15 protein-coding genes are annotated in these 17,670 nt (G+C 61.0%); 14 read left to right on the top strand and 1 reads right to left on the bottom strand.

Features of this window, described 5'->3' with window-relative positions:
* The first annotated feature begins 37 nt into the window (after positions 1–37).
* From FB466_RS06785 to dapF, 10 genes are all read left to right on the top strand, one after another.
* A complete protein-coding gene (locus tag FB466_RS06785) occupies positions 38–2,938 on the top strand; it encodes an FtsK/SpoIIIE family DNA translocase (RefSeq protein WP_141917083.1) in 2,901 nt (966 codons plus the stop codon).
* A 52-nt stretch (positions 2,939–2,990) separates the two neighbouring features.
* Positions 2,991–3,581, top strand: coding sequence for a CDP-diacylglycerol--glycerol-3-phosphate 3-phosphatidyltransferase (gene pgsA, locus FB466_RS06780; protein WP_281285161.1), 591 nt, complete (start codon positions 2,991–2,993; stop codon positions 3,579–3,581).
* Between the two features lie 3 nt (positions 3,582–3,584).
* Complete coding sequence (locus FB466_RS06775) at positions 3,585–4,109, top strand: CinA family protein (protein ID WP_141917081.1); 525 nt, start codon at positions 3,585–3,587, stop codon at positions 4,107–4,109.
* A 182-nt stretch (positions 4,110–4,291) separates the two neighbouring features.
* Positions 4,292–4,615, top strand: coding sequence for a helix-turn-helix domain-containing protein (locus FB466_RS06770; protein WP_141917080.1), 324 nt, complete (start codon positions 4,292–4,294; stop codon positions 4,613–4,615).
* Between the two features lie 23 nt (positions 4,616–4,638).
* Positions 4,639–4,857 carry a DUF3046 domain-containing protein gene (locus FB466_RS06765; RefSeq protein WP_141917078.1) on the top strand — a complete coding sequence of 73 codons (219 nt, stop codon included), beginning with the start codon at positions 4,639–4,641 and terminating at the stop codon, positions 4,855–4,857.
* 299 nt (positions 4,858–5,156) lie between these two features.
* A complete protein-coding gene (recA, locus tag FB466_RS06760; protein WP_141917076.1) occupies positions 5,157–6,251 on the top strand; it encodes a recombinase RecA in 1,095 nt (364 codons plus the stop codon).
* A gap of 180 nt (positions 6,252–6,431) precedes the next feature.
* The gene (locus tag FB466_RS06755; RefSeq protein ID WP_170206054.1) at positions 6,432–7,094 is read left to right on the top strand and encodes a regulatory protein RecX; all 663 of its coding nucleotides are present in this window, start codon (positions 6,432–6,434) and stop codon (positions 7,092–7,094) included.
* 62 nt (positions 7,095–7,156) lie between these two features.
* Positions 7,157–8,743 carry a tRNA (N6-isopentenyl adenosine(37)-C2)-methylthiotransferase MiaB gene (miaB, locus tag FB466_RS06750; RefSeq protein ID WP_141917073.1) on the top strand — a complete coding sequence of 529 codons (1,587 nt, stop codon included), beginning with the start codon at positions 7,157–7,159 and terminating at the stop codon, positions 8,741–8,743.
* Positions 8,744–8,772: 29 nt separating this feature from the next.
* Positions 8,773–9,687 carry a tRNA (adenosine(37)-N6)-dimethylallyltransferase MiaA gene (gene miaA, locus FB466_RS06745; protein WP_141917879.1) on the top strand — a complete coding sequence of 305 codons (915 nt, stop codon included), beginning with the start codon at positions 8,773–8,775 and terminating at the stop codon, positions 9,685–9,687.
* A 9-nt stretch (positions 9,688–9,696) separates the two neighbouring features.
* Positions 9,697–10,581 carry a diaminopimelate epimerase gene (gene dapF / locus FB466_RS06740; RefSeq protein ID WP_141917071.1) on the top strand — a complete coding sequence of 295 codons (885 nt, stop codon included), beginning with the start codon at positions 9,697–9,699 and terminating at the stop codon, positions 10,579–10,581.
* Positions 10,582–10,650: 69 nt separating this feature from the next.
* Here the strand turns inward: dapF and hflX are convergent, their stop codons facing one another.
* Positions 10,651–12,225 carry a GTPase HflX gene (gene hflX, locus FB466_RS06735; protein WP_141917069.1) on the bottom strand — a complete coding sequence of 525 codons (1,575 nt, stop codon included), beginning with the start codon at positions 12,223–12,225 and terminating at the stop codon, positions 10,651–10,653.
* 55 nt (positions 12,226–12,280) lie between these two features.
* On the opposite strand from hflX, the gene FB466_RS06730 reads away from it, so the two are divergent.
* From FB466_RS06730 to metE, 4 genes are all read left to right on the top strand, one after another.
* Positions 12,281–12,928: a class I SAM-dependent methyltransferase gene (locus FB466_RS06730; RefSeq protein ID WP_141917877.1), complete on the top strand. Its 648-nt coding sequence runs from the start codon at positions 12,281–12,283 to the stop codon at positions 12,926–12,928.
* Positions 12,929–13,103: 175 nt separating this feature from the next.
* The gene (locus tag FB466_RS06725) at positions 13,104–14,270 is read left to right on the top strand and encodes a uroporphyrinogen decarboxylase/cobalamine-independent methonine synthase family protein (RefSeq protein ID WP_141917067.1); all 1,167 of its coding nucleotides are present in this window, start codon (positions 13,104–13,106) and stop codon (positions 14,268–14,270) included.
* Positions 14,271–14,293: 23 nt separating this feature from the next.
* On the top strand, positions 14,294–15,205 hold the full coding sequence (locus FB466_RS06720) for a methylenetetrahydrofolate reductase (protein WP_246054567.1): 912 nt from the start codon (positions 14,294–14,296) through the stop codon (positions 15,203–15,205).
* The gene (gene metE / locus FB466_RS06715; RefSeq protein ID WP_141917064.1) at positions 15,202–17,514 is read left to right on the top strand and encodes a 5-methyltetrahydropteroyltriglutamate--homocysteine S-methyltransferase; all 2,313 of its coding nucleotides are present in this window, start codon (positions 15,202–15,204) and stop codon (positions 17,512–17,514) included. Before FB466_RS06720 ends, metE begins: the two co-directional genes overlap by 4 nt.
* The last annotated feature ends 156 nt before the right edge of the window (positions 17,515–17,670 follow it).

Genomic DNA, 17,670 nt, shown 5'->3' with positions numbered 1-17,670 from the left:
AGCCCGGAATATCGGGGCCATCTTGTACCGTTGACCCATGGCCACGAAACCAACGTCAAAAGGACGCACGACGTCCACGTCGTCGTCCCGTGCCGTTGGAGCAAAAAAGGGCTCACCTGCAACCGCTCGGACGGTCGCCTTCAGCGCGGATGCCCAGCCCGGTATCCTCACTCGCTTATGGGTGGGTACAGCTCACGGTATCGGTGGGCTCTGCCGCGCCTTCCGCGTCGAGAAGATTGCGCCGGAGGAGCGTCGTGATGGTATTCCCCTCCTGCTGATTGTGCTCGCTGTGGCCGGTGCGATTGTCGAGTGGTTCTTGATGGGTAACCCTGTGGCGCAGCAGATTGACGCCTGGAGCTTTGGCGGACTCTTTGGCCGGGTGGCGTTTGGGCTGCCGGTCCTCATGGTGCTTTTTGCGCTCTGGCTTTTCAATAACCCGAGCAGCGTGCACGATAATCGCCGCATCACGATTGGCCTTGCTCTGCTGCTCCTGTCTATTTCCGGCCTCTGCCACATCTTTGGCGGTCAGCCCTCCCCCAGCCAGGGTATGGTTCAGTTGGCTACCGCTGGCGGTCTTCTCGGCTGGATGATTGCCGCGCCGCTCACCGCGATTCTTACCGTGTACGGGTCAAGCGCCGTCGTCATTTTGCTCCTTATTCTGTCGCTCTTTATTGTTACGAAGACGCCGCCCAACAAGCTGCCCGAGCGCATACATGATTGCTACGTGTACCTGTTCGGTGCCGAGCCGCGCGATTCCAGTGCCGAGCCAGCGGCCGAGCGCCGAGCCAAAACGCGTACGTCTAAGCAGACTGTCGAGGATGTTAACGCGCTGATTTCGTTAGACGAGGACGAGACGCCCAGCGGGGGAGAACTACCCTGGTGGCGGCGTAACTCCTCGCAGCGCGAGGTCGATCCCGACTATGAGAAACCTGCGGCGGTGACCGATGTGCTCGGGGTGCCCGGCGCCGGTGCCACGGGCTTTGACAGTGCTCTTGAACAGGCCCCCGTCGGCGATACTGCCGCCACCGGCGTGTACCCTACCGGGCTTTTCGGTGACCTGAGCCATGCCGAGCAAGCCGTGGCGGACGTCCCATCCGGGTTCAAATCGTCCGGCCTGAGTGATGACTCCACCGCTCAGTATGGCGACTTCGGTGTTGATCCCAACAACGATGAGGTTGCACCGCGACCAGTCGTCCCACTGGCCGAAACCGCCCCGCCCTCTGCGCAGCGCGAGTATGTACTGCCTGACGCCTCTTCCCTGGAACTGGGCAGCCCGTCCAAAACCCGGTCGCAGGCGAATGACGATATCGTCGCCGCCATTACCTCTGTTCTCACGCAGTTTTCGGTGGATGCTAAGGTTACCGGATTCTCTCGTGGCCCCACCGTGACACGCTACGAGATTGAGCTGGGCCCCGGCGTTAAGGTGGAGCGGGTGACTGCCCTGGGTAAAAACCTCTCCTACGCGGTCGCGAGTAACGAGGTTCGTATCTTGTCCCCGATTCCGGGTAAGAGCGCGATCGGTGTCGAAATCCCCAACACTGATCGCGAGACGGTTTCCCTCGGCGATGTGCTGCGTTCGCCGGTTGCGGCCAAGGCTACGCACCCACTTACGATCGGCGTCGGCAAGGATGTTGAGGGTGGTTTTGTCGTTGCCAACCTGGCGAAGATGCCGCACCTCCTGGTGGCCGGCTCAACCGGATCGGGTAAGTCGAGCTTCATCAACTCCATGGTTACGAGCCTGCTCATGCGCTCAACCCCGGCCGATGTGAGAATGGTTCTGGTTGATCCTAAGCGCGTTGAGTTGACCGCCTATCAGGGTGTACCTCACCTGATCACCCCCATCATTACGAACCCCAAGAAAGCTGCTGAGGCGCTGCAGTGGGTAGTTAAAGAGATGGATATGCGATATGACGATCTGCAAAGCTTTGGTTTCCGTCATATTGATGACTTTAACGCGTCCGTGCGGAAGGGCGATCTGGTGCTTCCCGAGGGAAGCCAGCGGACGCTCAAGCCCTACCCCTATCTGCTCGTGGTGGTTGATGAACTTGCCGATCTGATGATGGTTGCTCCGCGGGATGTCGAGGACTCGATTGTGCGGATCACACAATTGGCCCGAGCGGCCGGTATCCATCTCGTGCTCGCTACTCAGCGGCCCAGCGTTGACGTGGTGACGGGTCTCATTAAGGCCAATGTGCCCAGTCGCCTGGCGTTTGCCGTGGCGAGTGTCACCGATTCGCGAGTGATCCTGGACCAGCCGGGTGCCGATAAGCTGATCGGCCAGGGGGATGGGCTCTTCCTGCCGATGGGCGAGTCCAAAGCGGTGCGGGTACAGGGTGCCTGGGTGAGCGAGGAAGAGATCGAGCGTGTTGTTCGCCACGTCAAGACTCAGGCCATCCCCGACTATCGCCAGGATGTTGCCACCAGCGGGGCGAAGAAAGAGATTGACTCCGATATCGGCGACGATCTTGAGGTGCTGCTTGCGGCTACCGAGCTTGTCATCTCGACCCAGTTTGGCTCGACCTCAATGCTCCAGCGTAAGTTGCGTGTGGGTTTTGCGAAGGCTGGGCGCCTGATGGATCTGTTGGAGTCCCGCGAGATCGTAGGACCCTCCGAGGGGTCGAAGGCCCGGGATGTTCTGGTTACCCAGGACGAGCTTCCCCGTGTTCTCGCTCGTCTCCGCGGCGAGGATTCGTCCCCGCCGCCAACCCCAACGGTGCAGCCAGCCCCGGCGCAGCTCCCGACAGTTCCGCCACGCACCGACCCGATCACTGAGCCCATCCCGACCTCCGTTACCGACGCTAACCCGTTCTCCTCCCACGGGGTGGACACCGCGGTAATTCCCGAGAGCGATCATGACTTCGCAGCGGCCTATGGCAACCTCGACATCGTTGAGGCTGACAGTGATGAGGATGCCTGGGGGCTCACCGGACGGGAGTAACCCGCGATTCTGGAGGGGTGTGCGCTTGTCTCCCGGACGCTAGACTCGCACTGTGTCTGTACCTCACGCCCCAACGAGAAACTGGAACTCTCCAAACGTCATCACGGGAATCCGGATGCTGCTCACCCCGCTGTGCTTCTGGCTGGTGGTCTCGGGTGGCGAGGCAGGCGCAGCTCGTTGGTGGGGTGCTGTTCTCTTCATTGTGGCCATTTCGACCGATTGGGTGGATGGGTTCCTCGCTCGTCGAAACAACCAGGTCACCGATCTGGGTAAGTTACTTGATCCGATCGCTGACAAACTTCTGACGGGTGCGGCGCTGGTCAGCCTCTCTCTCCTGAGCGAGCTGCCCTGGTGGGTAACGATTATCATTCTGGTGCGGGAAATTGGTGTTACCGTTGATCGGCTGGTGCGGGCTAATAGTCACGTCGTCATTGCTGCGGCATGGATGGGTAAGCTCAAGACGCTCGTGCAGGCTGTCGCGATCTCGTTGGCCCTGCTCCCGCTCGAATCTCTGTGGGGCTCCTGGATTGTACCGGTGGATGTTGTGCTGATGTCCCTCGCGGTGGTCCTCACCGTCCTCAGCGGTCTCGATTATGTGCGCACCGCTGTGGCGTCGCGTACCCGACCTTCCCCTCAGGCCTAGCTCGTGTTCGAGCCTCTTGCCCAGGTTGCTGCCGAATGTGTCGCGCGTGCGAGGGCGCTCGGGTTGCGGTGTGCCGTGGCAGAGTCGCTCACCGGTGGGCTGCTGGTGGGGGAGTTGGTGTCTGTGCCCGGCGCATCTGCGGTGGTGAGTGGCGGTATCGTGGCCTACGATACCGAGCTCAAACGGTCCCTTCTCGGAGTGAGTCGGGTGCTGCTGGGGGAGTATGGCCCCGTGCATCCTGAGGTTGCCCGTCAGATGGCTGCGGGCGTCCGTCGGACGTGCGCTGTTTCCGGTCAGTATGCCGGTGTGGGTATCGCCACGACGGGTGTTGCCGGTCCCGATCCCGACCCGGCTACGGGGCAGCCTGCGGGGGTCGTCTTTGTGGGGCTCTCCTCGGAGCGGGGAGAACGGCATGTTGAGTTTCGGTTCGAGGGTGACCGTCAACAGATACGTGTGGCAACGGTCGGGGCAGCGCTCGGTCTTCTCCGTGAGGAACTGGTGCACCTATTGTCCGCAAAAATCCGCTAAACTGGTCGTATTCGTGCGCTTTAACTCGGGGGTGTGGTGTGGGGAATATCACGCGTAAGAATCGGGTTACAGTGGGTGACGCTTACAACGTATCTTCAGGATATATGCATAGAGTTGTCGCAGAACTGCCACATTGTGTGGTAGAAATTCGTCATTACGGTCAGAGGTAGAGGAGGGTGAACGTGGTTCTCGTACGTCAGGAAATTGGTGACGTTCTTCGTGATTTTCGCCTTCAGAAGGGGCGCACTCTGCGCCAGGTGGCCGGAGACGCCAGTGTTGCGCTGGGGTATTTGAGTGAGGTTGAGCGTGGTCAGAAAGAGGCCTCAAGCGAGATTCTTGCTGCGGTTGCAGATGCGCTAGGCACGCCGTTGTCTATCATCATGAGTGAGGTGAGCGGCCGGTTGGCCGTTATGGAGGGCATTGATCGGGTCACGGGTGATTCCGTTCCTGACACCGTGCCGGCAGACCTGGTTGCCGGTTTTGATGCGGGTCTTGTCCGTCGTTAGGCGCGGGCAGCGGAAGAGCTTTTGTGCGACTGAGTGAGTTCCGGTCTGCCGTGAGTGAAGAGTTTGGCGACAGCTACGGCTCCACGCTCATTCGGGATGTTCTCATTACGGAGCTGGGGAGTCGTAGCGCTGATCTAGCCCTGTCAGAGGGAGTCTCGGTCGATGATGTGTGGCATGCCCTATGCCGCGAAATGGATGTTCCCCCTGATCGTTGGCACGGTCGCGGTCGCCCTGAGCGGTAGCGGTAATGACTGATCGCTTTTGTGCGGTGGTTTCGACACGCCGTCAGTGCTTTCGAATATATGTTCGGTTCTTGGTAGTCTCCTCAACAGGTCAAGTTTGACCCTAGTTGTTCCCTATGGGTGCCGTCTGATGAGCGAATGTCAGTGGTGTCTCGTACGGTTCAGGTAGGACAAATGAGAGCCAACGCCTTGTCGTTAGCAAGCGAATCCTCACCTTCGGGTCGGATTAGCCCAGCGCGACAGCCTGTGGGCGTATCCACTAGCGACACCGGTCGCCCGTACCACGCAAGGAGAACGCAATGCCATCAGCAACTGACCGCGAAAAAGCCCTCGAAACGGCACTGAGTCAGATTGACCGTCAGTTCGGTAAGGGATCCGTGATGCGCCTCGGCAGCGATGAGCGCGCTCCCGTTGAGGTCATCCCTACCGGATCTATTGCCCTCGATGTTGCGCTCGGCGTGGGTGGCCTGCCCCGCGGCCGCATCATCGAGATCTACGGCCCCGAGTCCTCGGGTAAAACCACGCTGACACTGCACGCGATTGCCAATGCCCAGCGAGCCGGTGGTATTGCCGCTTTCATTGATGCGGAGCACGCGCTTGATCCCAGCTACGCGGAAAAGCTTGGCGTTGATATCGACGCCTTGCTCGTGTCGCAGCCCGATACGGGTGAGCAGGCGTTAGAGATTGCGGATATGCTTGTGCGCTCCGGCTCGATTGACCTTGTCGTCATTGACTCTGTGGCCGCCCTCGTTCCTCGCGCCGAGATTGACGGCGATATGGGGGATTCGCACGTGGGTCTGCAGGCGCGATTGATGTCTCAGGCTCTGCGTAAGCTCACGGGCGGTCTCAACCAGACCAACACCACCATGATCTTTATCAACCAGTTGCGTGAAAAGATCGGTGTGTTCTTCGGTAGCCCCGAGACCACCGCCGGTGGTAAGGCGCTTAAATTTTACGCCTCGGTGCGACTTGACATCCGCCGTATTGAGACGCTAAAGGAAGGGACGGACGCTGTTGGTAACCGCACCCGCGTCAAGGTGGTTAAGAATAAGATGGCACCGCCGTTCAAACAGGCCGAATTCGATATCCTCTACGGTACGGGAATCTCCCGTGAGGGCAGTCTGATTGACTTTGGTGTGGAGCACGAGATCGTGAAGAAAAGTGGCTCCTGGTATACCTACGAGGGTGACCAGCTCGGTCAGGGTAAAGAAAATGCCCGCCGCCTGTTGCTGGAGAACCCCGCCATTGCTAACGAGATCGAGCGCAAGATTAAGGTGAAGCTTGGCATAGGAGATGCCGCCGATGAGGCTGCTGTCGCCGCCGCCGCGGCAGCGAAGACCAGTGAGACGCCCGTCCCGATCGAGAAAAAGATCGCCGCGAAGCGCGGTGCATAGCTGATGACCGTACGGTTCCTTCCTCCGCCCGCTGACCCTGGTAACAGTTCTTCCGGGTTTCCGCCTGGTAACAGCGATGAGTGGGTACCCTCCGAAGAAGCCACCGGGCGGGCGGGGGAGAGACCGGTGCGGAAGAGGCAAGACTCTGTTGTGGCGTTACCGGATGAAAGGCTCGCAGTTGTGACTTCTCTGCAGGCCCGGCGCGGTGCGGTTGTCTCAGGGGTCCGGGCGTACGGAGGAACGCGGGAGGAAGTCTCTGCTCTTCCGGCTGTGCTGCCCGGCCTGCGGACAGGTCGTTCGTCCGAGGACGCCACTGTGGAGCCCGACGATTACGAAGGTGGCTTTGTTCCGCCCACTCACGAGGAGATCGAGACCCGAGTTCTTGCCCGATTGGCGCGTAAGCAACTATCCGAAGAAGAAACCCGCCGTGCCCTGCGTGAGGAGGGGGCCGACGAGAATCAGGCAGAGGATCTACTGGCCGATTTTTGCGGACGGGGTTATGTTAACGACGCCACGTTGGCTGAGGTCCTGGTTGAGAAGCTTCTTGGGCGTAAGAAGCAAGGGCCGTCGGTTATTCGCCGAGAGTTAGCACAGCGCGGTTTGCCAGATCACATCATCGCTGCTGCCCTTGAAGTGATAGATGAGGATGCTGAACAGCAGCTGGTGCTCGATGCTGCTGTTGACAGGGCTCGCCGTTTGGGTTCCCTTGAACGGGATGTAGCGGAGCGTCGACTCACCGCCTATCTGATTCGTCGTGGCTACTCGTCCGGTATGGTTCGTGATGCGGTGCGAAAAGCTCTTGGCCCCTCCCGGAAAGGCTCTGGTTCTGTCACCTTTCGATAGATAGTGCACCTCAGTTGTGAACATCGATGAAACTCTACAGAATCAACGATAAAATGGAGTTCATGAGTTTGCTGGAATCCCCGACCGTTATTGTGCCCTCACCGGCCGCACTGCGAGCCGACGGTACGTCGCGTACCTATCAGGTGCGTACCTATGGGTGTCAGATGAATGTACACGACTCCGAGCGGTTGAGCGGCGCGATGGAGGCTGCTGGCTATGTTCCAGCTGACTCCGATACGGCTGATGTTGTGGTGATCAACACGTGCGCCGTGCGCGAGAACGCCGACAACAAGCTTTATGGCAATCTCGGATACCTCGCGAGCGTCAAGCGCAAAAACGAGGGAATGCAGATTGCTGTGGGAGGGTGTCTCGCTCAGAAGGACAAAAATATTATTCTTGCGAAAGCTCCGTGGGTTGACGTGGTTTTTGGCACCCATAATATGGGGGCACTGCCGAGCTTGCTGGAACGATCGCGTCACAATAATGAGGCCCAGATCGAGATCTTGGAAGCCCTGGACACTTTTCCCTCCACGCTCCCGACTAAGCGCGATTCCAGTTATAGCGGTTGGGTGTCGATCTCGGTCGGCTGCAACAACACCTGCACCTTCTGTATCGTGCCCACCCTTCGTGGGCGGGAAAAGGACCGCCGCCCTGGCGAGATCCTTGCTGAGATCAATGCTCTGGTCGAAGATGGTGCTATCGAGGTGACTTTGCTGGGTCAGAACGTTAATACCTACGGTGTGGAGTTTGGTAACCGTAGCGCTTTTGCTGAGTTACTGCGGGCGACAGGTCAGATTGAGGGGCTGGAGCGCGTACGATTTACGAGCCCGCATCCCGCCGCGTTTACCGACGATGTGATCGATGCTATGGCTGAGACTCCTAACGTCATGCCGCAGCTCCATATGCCGTTGCAATCCGGTTCCGACCGGATCCTCAAAGCGATGCGGCGCTCATACCGATCACAGAAGTTCCTGGGAATCCTGGAGCGCGTGCGCGCACAGATCCCACATGCGGCTATCAGCACCGATATTATCGTTGGCTTTCCCGGCGAGACCGAAGAAGATTTCCTAGAGACGATGCGGGTGGTCGAGCAAGCACGTTTCGCGACCGCCTTTACCTTTCAATACTCCATCCGCCCCGGCACCCCTGCGGCCACTATGGAAGGACAGGTTCCTAAGGAGGTTGTCCAGGACCGTTATAATCGGCTTGCCGCCCTCCAGGATCGCATCTCGCTTGAAGAGAACCAGAAGCAGATCGGCCGCCGTGTGGAGGTTCTTGTGGCCAATGGTGAAGGTCGCAAAGACTCGGATACAAACCGGATGTCTGGCCGTGCCGAAGACTCTCGTCTGGTGCACTTTGACGTACCCCCCGGGAGCGAGATTCCCCGTCCTGGCGACATAGTGAGCGTGCAGACCACCCATGCTGCCCCGTTCCATCTTCTCGCCACCGTCAGTGATGGCACACCGCTCATGGTCCGACGCACCCGTTCTGGCGATGCGTGGGATCGTCGAGAGCTCGACTCGTGTGCGGTACCCGAACCCGTAAACGCGCCCGGCGGGGCATCTGGTAAGCCTCGTGTATCGCTGGGATTGCCCACCGTTCGTGTCGCGACCACGCCCATTTACGACCTCCGCGACGACGAGCGCTAGACCACGTGAGCGAACACGCCACACCCGCGATGTACGTCGTTGTAGGACCTACCGGTTCGGGTAAGAGCGCTCTCTCGATCGACCTCGCTGAGCGTCTCGCGGCGCGCGGGGAACGGGCCGAGATCGTGAACGCTGACGCTATGCAGCTCTACCGGGGCATGGATATCGGCACAGCCAAGCTGTCGATGGTTGAGCGTCGTGGCATCCCACATCACCAACTAGATACACTCGCCGTTACCGATGAATCGACCGCTGCGGCCTATCAGAAGTCAGCGCGACGGAGCATCACCGAGATTCAGCAGCGCGGCGCTGTACCGATCCTTGTCGGCGGTTCAGGGCTTTACGTATCGGCTGCGGTCTTCGAGTTTGAGTTTCCCGCGACTGACGCGGTCGTGCGGGCCCGGCTGGAGGCTGAGTTGCAGAAGCACGGGGTGCGGGTGCTGCACGAACGGCTCGAACGGCTCGACCCTGTGGCTGCTCACAACATCGGGCGGGAAAATCTGCCCCGGATTGTTCGGGCGCTTGAGGTCATCGAAATCACCGGCGCGTCCTTTAGCGGGGTATTGCCAGCGGTTCCCGTGCCCTGGCAGCCCGCCAAGCTGATTGGTCTGCGGGATGATCGTGCTGCGCTTGTCGCGCGGCTGGATGAGCGCGTGCGCCAGATATGGCGGGAGGGGTTGCTGGACGAGGTGGAGAGACTTATTCCCCTCGGCCTTAGCGAGGGGCCGACAGCGTGTCGTGCTATCGGCTATGCCCAGGCGCTCGCACAGTTGCGCGGTGAGCTCTCTGAGGAGGAGGCCATCACTCGTACGCAGAACCTCACGCGCAAGTATTCCCGCCGTCAGGTGAGCTGGTTTAAACGGTACCCCGGTCTCACCTGGCTCGACACGACCGATCCCAATCGGGTCAAGCTCGCTCTCGGCTGCACCCCTTCTCCGGGGTAGGCTGGTGGGATGACTTCCACCATCAGCTTTGTTAAAGGACACGGAACGGGCAACGACTTCGTGCTGTTCAGCGACCCGGAGGGCGACACCCAGCTGACCGCCGAACAGATCGCGTGGATCTGCGACCGCCACTTTGGTATTGGTGCCGATGGTTTTATCCGCGTCGTGCGATCCCGTCATCTCCCTGAAGGAGAAGCCTGCCTGGCCAGTGACCCCGCTGCCGAGTGGTTTATGGACTATTGGAACGCGGACGGGAGTGTGTCCGAGATGTGCGGCAATGGTATCCGCGTTTTTGCCCACTACCTGCTGAGTGAGGGCCTGGTTGACCTCAACATGGGTGAGACTCTCGTTTTGGGCACACGGGCTGGTGTGAAAGATGTGCAGCGCAATCGTACCGGGTACCAGGTAGATATGGGCCGCTGGCGGCTGGACGGGGGCGAGCCGCTTGTGCGTGCCCGTGATCTGGCCGTCGCTCGGCCGGGGCTCGGCATCAACGTGGGTAATCCGCACGTGGTCGTTGCGCTCTCTCATTCTGAAGAGTTGGCCGACCTCGACCTCAACTACCCACCCCAGCTTGACCCGCCCGCCCCAGACGGAGCAAACGTAGAGTTTGTGGTCCCAGAAGACCCGCTCGTGCACGACGGGGTGGGGCAAATTCGGATGCGCGTACATGAGCGAGGCAGCGGAGAAACTCTATCGTGCGGAACCGGTGCCGTTGCCGCGGCCCTTGCTATCAGGCACTGGGCCGGTGCTTCAGCCCCGCACCACTGGCGTGTCGATGTGCCCGGTGGGCGCGTTGCTGTGCGGATGTTTCCCACTGAGGAAGGCGAGCATGTGTCGCTTTCCGGCCCGGCGGAGCTCACCTTTCGCGGTCGGGTAACACTGCCCTTCTAATCCGGCCGTGTGCGGTACGTCTTTCAGCGCCGGAGAGTCGCGTAACGTTCTCCGCGTTTCGCGGGGCATTCACTCAGGCTGCCGGCGAAACTCTTCTAACTGTGCCGCCAAGTCGGGGGAGACGAGAGTGTGGACCAGGGTTCCACCCTCCACATAGTCCACACTCAGCACCCGGTTGTTTTCGTGCAGCGCGGCCACAAGCTCGCCGCGATTGAAAGGGATGAGTACGGTCATATCTACGGAGGGATCGGGAATGAGCCCGTCAATGCGGGTGAGTAGTTCCGGGACTCCCTCACCAGTGCGTGCCGACACAAACACCGAGCCAGGTTCTAGCCCCCGCAGTACCAAGCGATCACCATCACCGATCAAATCCGCTTTATTAAAAACAACAAGCTCTGGAACCCCGCGGGCCCCGGCTTCGCCGAGCACGTCGCGCACGGTACCGATCTGCCCTGCGGGATCCGGGTGGGACGCATCCACGACGTGCACGATGAGGTCAGCGTTCCGAGCCTCCTCGAACGTGGACTGGAATGCTTCGACCAATTGATGGGGCAGGTTGCGCACAAAGCCGACGGTATCGGCGAGAGTGTACTCGCGACCATCCGCGGTCTCGGTGCGGCGCACGGTTGAGTCGAGGGTAGCGAAGAGGGCATTCTCTACGAGTAGCCCGGCATGGGTGATGCGGTTGAGCAGACTTGACTTGCCGGCGTTTGTGTAACCCACGATCGTGACCGAGGGCACCTGGTGGCGCTTGCGGTTGGCGCGTTTGGCCTCACGGGCCGGTGCCATCGCGGCAATCTGTTTGCGTAGTTTGGACATCCTGATGTGGATGCGGCGGCGGTCGAGTTCAATTTTGGTCTCACCGGGGCCGCGCGAGCCCATCCCGGCCCCCGCGCCACCCACCTGGCCGCCGGCCTGGCGGGACATCGAATCTCCCCAGCCGCGGAGACGGGGGAGCAGATACTCCAGCTGGGCCAGCTCCACCTGGGCTTTACCCTCGCGGCTTTTGGCGTGTTGGCTGAAGATATCAAGGATGACGGCGGTGCGGTCGATGACCTTCACCTTCACCACATCTTCCAGGGCGCGCCGTTGGCTGGGAGAAAGCTCGCTGTCAGCGATGACGGTGTCGGCCCCGAGGGCAGCAACGGTGTCACGCAGTTGCATGGCCTTTCCCTTGCCGAGGTAGGTGCTCGGGTCGGGGTAGGGGCGGCGCTGGAGCAGCCCATCAAGCACAACAGCTCCGGCGGTCTCGGCCAGGGCGGCCAGCTCGTGCATGGAGTTTTCCGCCTCGGCGAGTGTGCCCTGCGAATACACCCCGATCAACACCACGTTTTCGAGGCGTAGTTGGCGGTATTCAACCTCGGTGACGTCGTCGAGCTCGGTGGAGAGTCCGGCCACCCGTTTCAGGGCATTGCGGTCGTCGCGGTCAAATTGGTCGCCGTCGGAAGAGCTACGGAAATGCCGATCAACCGTGCGGTCGAGAGCCTGGGCTGCACCATCGCGAAAGAGGGAGAAGCCTGACGCGGTCGCCGCAGCCGCCCCAAGCACGCGGTCAACCGCCGCCTCATCGCGGGTAGTGGGTGCATCCGAATCGGTGCTTTCCGGGGTGGTGTTATCGTCTGAGGTGCCCGAACTAGTAGTCATTACGCCCCAGGATACCCTGGCTCTCGGAACGCGGGAAGTCTGGGATACTGGTCCAATGGGCGGAGACCACTATTTTACCTCGACCCCGGAGAGCAGCTTTCGGCCGAAATCAATTTCGGTGATGCTGGCGGGGGCCACACGCAATCTGACCACAGCAGGCGGGGTTTTTAGCCCCGACCGGCTGGACCAGGGCACCCAGGTACTTCTCGATTATGTGCCGGAGCCACCTGCCACCGGTAATATTCTTGATCTGGGTTGCGGCTGGGGTCCGATCGGCCTCACCGCGGCGTTGGAATCACCCGAGAGTACCGTCTGGGCGGTTGATGTGAACGACCGGGCACGTGAACTCGTGCGACTCAACGCCGATGCTGTGGGCGTGACCAATATTCGTACTGCCCGTCCCGAGGACGTGCCCGACGACATCCGTTTCTCAGCCATCTGGTCGAACCCACCCATTCGCGTGGGAAAAAAGGTGCTGCACGACATGCTGCTCAGCTGGCTGCCTCGCCTGGAGCAGGGGTCCGATGCCTATCTGGTCGTGCAGCGAAACCTGGGCTCCGACTCCCTTCACCGCTGGTTAGAGGATGAGCTCCCAGCTAATTTCTGTGTGAGCCGTACGGCCACGAGCAAGGGCTACCGACTGCTCCGTGTGCGCAGTGGATCCGCACAGAACTCGGTCGTGTCACACTCCGTCACAGAATGATGGCCGGGTTGCAGGTCTCCTCGGGTCTGCTGCTAGTCTGCTGCTAAGCCTGCGGTCTGCATCGCGGGCGGAGCGACAGCCGAGCCCGGCACCCGCCCCGACAGTCCGTACTGTCGTTGGGCCGTGCCTGTGAGCGAGCGGTGTCAGCGGCATCCGCTCTTCCCCTGGAGGTCGTGTGACCCTTCGTACTGAACCCGTTGGTTCTCTGCCGCGCCCGACCCGCCTGCAGAGCGCACTCATTGATTACGATGCCGGACTCATCGGGAGGGATCAGGTTGAGCGTGAGCAGGATCTTGCCGTGGCGGATACCCTTGAGCGCTTTGCGGCGACAGGTTCGCCACTCATCACGGACGGTGAGCAGCGGGTGTCGAGTTTTGCCACCTACCCGTTTGCGGAGACGCTGGGCGGTGCCGAGTTAGGCGAGAACCTCGCCCTCGACGGTCAATACTTTGCGATATTCGAGGACGGACACCACCGTCAGTTACCGCGCCTCACCGCCGGGCCGTTTGCCTACCGCAGCTATGCCGCCTCGAACGTGATCGCTGCGCGCCCCCTCACAGAACTCCCACTCAAACAGGCCGTGATCGCGCCCTCTCTGCTCTCCCTGCTCTACCCGCTGGATGGGCAGATTGACGGTTATCGTCGTGATGAGTTTCTCGGGGACCTCGTCGATGAGTGTGAGTTGGATATTCGGCGTACATTTGCTGCTGGGGCTAGCCGGGTTTCGATTGACTTCACAGAGGGGCGCCTCGCGCTGCGCGGTGACGCCCGTAATCCCTGGACAGGGCGGAAGCTGCTGGGTGACTTTATCGAGCTAAACAACCGCGTTTTTGAGCGGTTTACGGCATCTGAGCGAGCTAATATCGGTCTGCATACATGCCCGGGCAGCGATCTGGATTCAGCTCACAGCGCCGACGTAGACTACGCACAGTTATTGCCCGAACTGTTTCAACTGGATGCCGGTTATTTCCTTGTGCAACTCGCGAGTGAGCCTGATCGTGAGCGGGTCTACGAGTTGATTGGCCGAACTCTCCGACCCTCAGCCGGCGGGGTGGCACAGCAGGTGCTGATCGGTGTGACCGATCCCAAGCAGCCGCGGGTGGAGTCGGTCGATGAGGTGCGGGCTCAGATCGTGTCGGCCGCGCGCTACGTGCCCGCTGAGCGTCTCGGTTCAACGGATGATTGCGGATTTTCACCCTTTTCGATTGACGACAAGCCTCGGCACGGGTCACCGGATGCGGCTCGTGACATCGCGTTTGCGAAGATCACCGCCCGTGTGGAGGGTACCCGTCTAGCGGCCGAGGAGCTGGGCGGTTCCGTCACCTGGGCCGGTGGGCTGTGAGCGCCGCTGCGCGCGGCGGGTTCGTGCCGTTTTCTTTTGAGGTGTTCCCTGCCCGCAGCGCCCGCGCGGCCCTCTCACTCGGGCATACCGTCCAGAATCTTGCGGCGGCTGGTCCGGATTTTATCTCGGTAACCTACGGTGCGAGTGGGTCAAGCCGTGATTCTTCGCTCGACTTGCTCCGATACATCCGCGAGCACACGACAGCGAAACCCCTCGCGCACCTCACCTCGATCGGCTCGACGCGTGCCGAAATCGAACAGTTGGTTGCTGAGTTCTGTGCCGCGGGTGTCTACGACTTTCTTGCACTGCGGGGTGACCCGCCCGCGGGAGTCCCCGAGGAGGAGGTTGAACTGGGCGAGTTGGGTGACACCGCCGAACTCGTGCGGTTGATTCGCGCCACCGTGGCGCGCCGTGTCGCCGAGCACGCGCCGGATGTGGGTCTGGCGGGTGCCGGGCCAGCCGCCGGGCGAGTGTGCATCGCCGCGTTTCCTAACGGTCATATACGTTCTGAAACGAAGCATCAGGACGTGTTAGCGCTGCTGGCTAAGCAGGAGGCCGGTGCCGAGTTTGCTATTACTCAACTTTTTTTCTACGCCGACGACTACCTCGACTACGTCGCTGCGGCGCGCGAGGCAGGTGTGAGCATCCCGATCTTGCCGGGGCTGATGCCTGTATCGACCGAGGCCCAGTTGCGCAAAGTTTCCGAGTTAGCCGGACAAGTCGCCCCCGCCGACCTGCTCGCCGATTTTCAGGCTGCAGACGGTTTTGCCCCGGAGTACGGTGTGGCCCACACGACCCGCCTCGCAACGGAGCTGATTGAGTCGGGGGCCCCCGGCATCCATCTTTACACCTTCAATAGACACCAGTCCGCGCTCTCGGTTCTCCGCGAGCTCGGAGTGATCACCACCCATCCATTTGACAAGGAAATCGCATGAGCACACCAGCACCTTTTCCCACCGGAACGATCCTGGGTTATCCCCGTATCGGTCGCCGCCGCGAGCTGAAGCGCGCCGTTGAGTCGTTCTGGAAGGGCGATATCACGGCGGCTGAGTTGGAGCGGGTGAGCGCTGAACTGCGGGCCGCTACCCGCGACCGACTCGTTGAACTGGGCCTCGATGGTCGCGGTTCCGCGATCCCTGAGTCGTTTAGCTACTACGACCAGGTGCTGGATGCCGCGGTCACAGTGGGGGCCACGCCCGCCCGATTTAGCTATCTGGAGGATGCTGAGGGCGCCGTCGATCTGGCAGGGTACTTTACGATTGCCCGTGGTGAAGGCGAGCACCTGCCCGTTGAGATGACCAAGTGGTTCGACACCAACTACCACTATTCAGTGCCCGAGATCGGGCCAGAAACCAACTTCCACCTGGCCTCGACCCGTCTCGTTGCGCAGTATGCGGAAGCCGTTGCACAGGGCTACGTAACGCGTCCCGTGATTGTGGGCCCCGTGACTTTCCTACTGCTGAGTAAAGCCAGCGAGGATGCCCCTGAGGGCTTCCGCCCCCTGTCACGCCTGGCCGACCTGTTGCCCGTGTATCGGGAGTTGCTAAGAGCTCTGCGTGCCGCCGGTGCTGAGTGGGTCCAGCTGGACGAGCCCGGCCTCGTGAGCGAGAGCCTCAACGAGGACCGTTTGACGGTGCTCACCGCAGCAGAGAAGGCCTACCGCGAATTGGGCGACGACACGGATCGTCCGCAGATTTTTGTTGCGGCTCCCTATGCGAGTCTTGATGACGCCCTGCCTGTGCTGGCTGGAACCGCCGTCGAGGCCATCAGTCTCGACCTTGTGCGGGGCAGTCTGCCCGAGTTTACGCCCGGCCTGGAGGCTAAGACTCTGGTGGGTGGCGTGGTGGATGGACACAACGTGTGGCGCGGCGACCTCACCGTGGCCGCGGACACGCTTGAGGCTCTGCGTGGGCTGGGTTCCGGGGCTGTGGCTGTCGCGAGTTCCACGTCGCTACAGCATGTGCCACACGATGTGAATGATGAACCGTACCTGAGTGATCAGCTGAAGAGTTGGCTAGCATTTGCGGAGCAGAAGGTGGGCCAGATTGCCACTCTCGCCACAGGCCTCGTCAACGGACGGGGGAGCATCTCCGCCGAGTTGGCCGCCTCCGCCGCGGCTCTTGCCGATCGGCTGGCGGCTCCCGGTGTGCACGATCCGGTTGTGCGTGCTCGCACAGCCGCACTCACCGCTGACGACTTCTCGCGAGGTGAGTATGCTGCCCGGGTAGCCGCCCAGGCTGCGGCGCTCAACCTGCCTGACCTGCCCACGACAACGATCGGATCTTTCCCGCAGACGGGGGACATCCGCCGTGCTCGCGCATCGTTTGTGCGCGGTGATATTACTGAGGCGCAGTACAACGAGTTTCTGCGTGAGGAGATTCGTCGCGTGGTGGCTTTGCAGGAGGAGATCGGCCTTGACGTCCTTGTGCACGGTGAACCCGAGCGCAACGATATGGTGCAGTATTTTGCCGAGAACTTTGATGGTTTCGACGTGACCCAGAACGGGTGGGTGCAGTCGTACGGCACCCGAGCCACCCGTCCCTCGCTGCTCTGGGGCGATGTGTCCCGTCCTGCGCCGTTCACGGTTGAGTGGAGCGCCTTCACTCAATCGCTGACCGAGAAGCCGGTCAAGGGGATGCTGACCGGTCCCGTGACAATTCTCGCCTGGTCGTTCGTGCGTGACGATCAACCGCTCGCCGAAACGGCCAACCAGGTTGCTCTCGCCCTGCGCGATGAGATCGCTGATCTGGAGGAAGCCGGTATCGGTATCATCCAGGTGGACGAGCCCGCTCTGCGCGAGTTATTGCCCCTCAAAGTCGCCGACCAAGCAGACTACCTCGACTGGTCGGTTAACTCGTTTCGCCTGTCAACCGCCGGTGCGGCGGATGCCACACAGATCCATACGCATCTGTGCTACTCGGAATTCGGCGTTGTCATTGACGCGATTCGCGCGTTGGATGCCGACGTAACGAGCATCGAGGCGGCCCGCTCCAAGATGGAGGTGGTGCACGATATTAAGGCGAGCGGGTTTGATCACGGCATCGGGCCGGGCGTCTACGATATCCACTCGCCCCGAGTCCCCAGCGTCGCCGAGATCAGTGAGTTGATCGCGACAGCCCTGGGCGAGATCCCCGCGAGCCAAGTGTGGATCAATCCGGACTGCGGTCTCAAAACGCGTGGCTATGAGGAGACGACGGCTAGCCTGACTAACATTCTGGAGGCCACGCGCGCCGCACGCGGGTAGCATAATCTCTAGGTCCGCCTGGGAACGAGGAGGTGCCCTAACCCCGTTGGGTTGGGGCACCTCCTCGTTCGTGGCGTCAAGGATGCACTCGGCTGAGCGGCACCTGACTGAGTTTTATCGGACCGAGCAGGGCATCGTTTGGTCGGGTGCTATCCC

The organism is Klugiella xanthotipulae (assembly GCF_006716695.1).
GTDB lineage: Bacteria > Actinomycetota > Actinomycetes > Actinomycetales > Microbacteriaceae > Klugiella > Klugiella xanthotipulae.
Note: the sequence above shows the minus strand (reverse complement) of the source record. Positions and strands in the feature narration are given on the sequence as shown.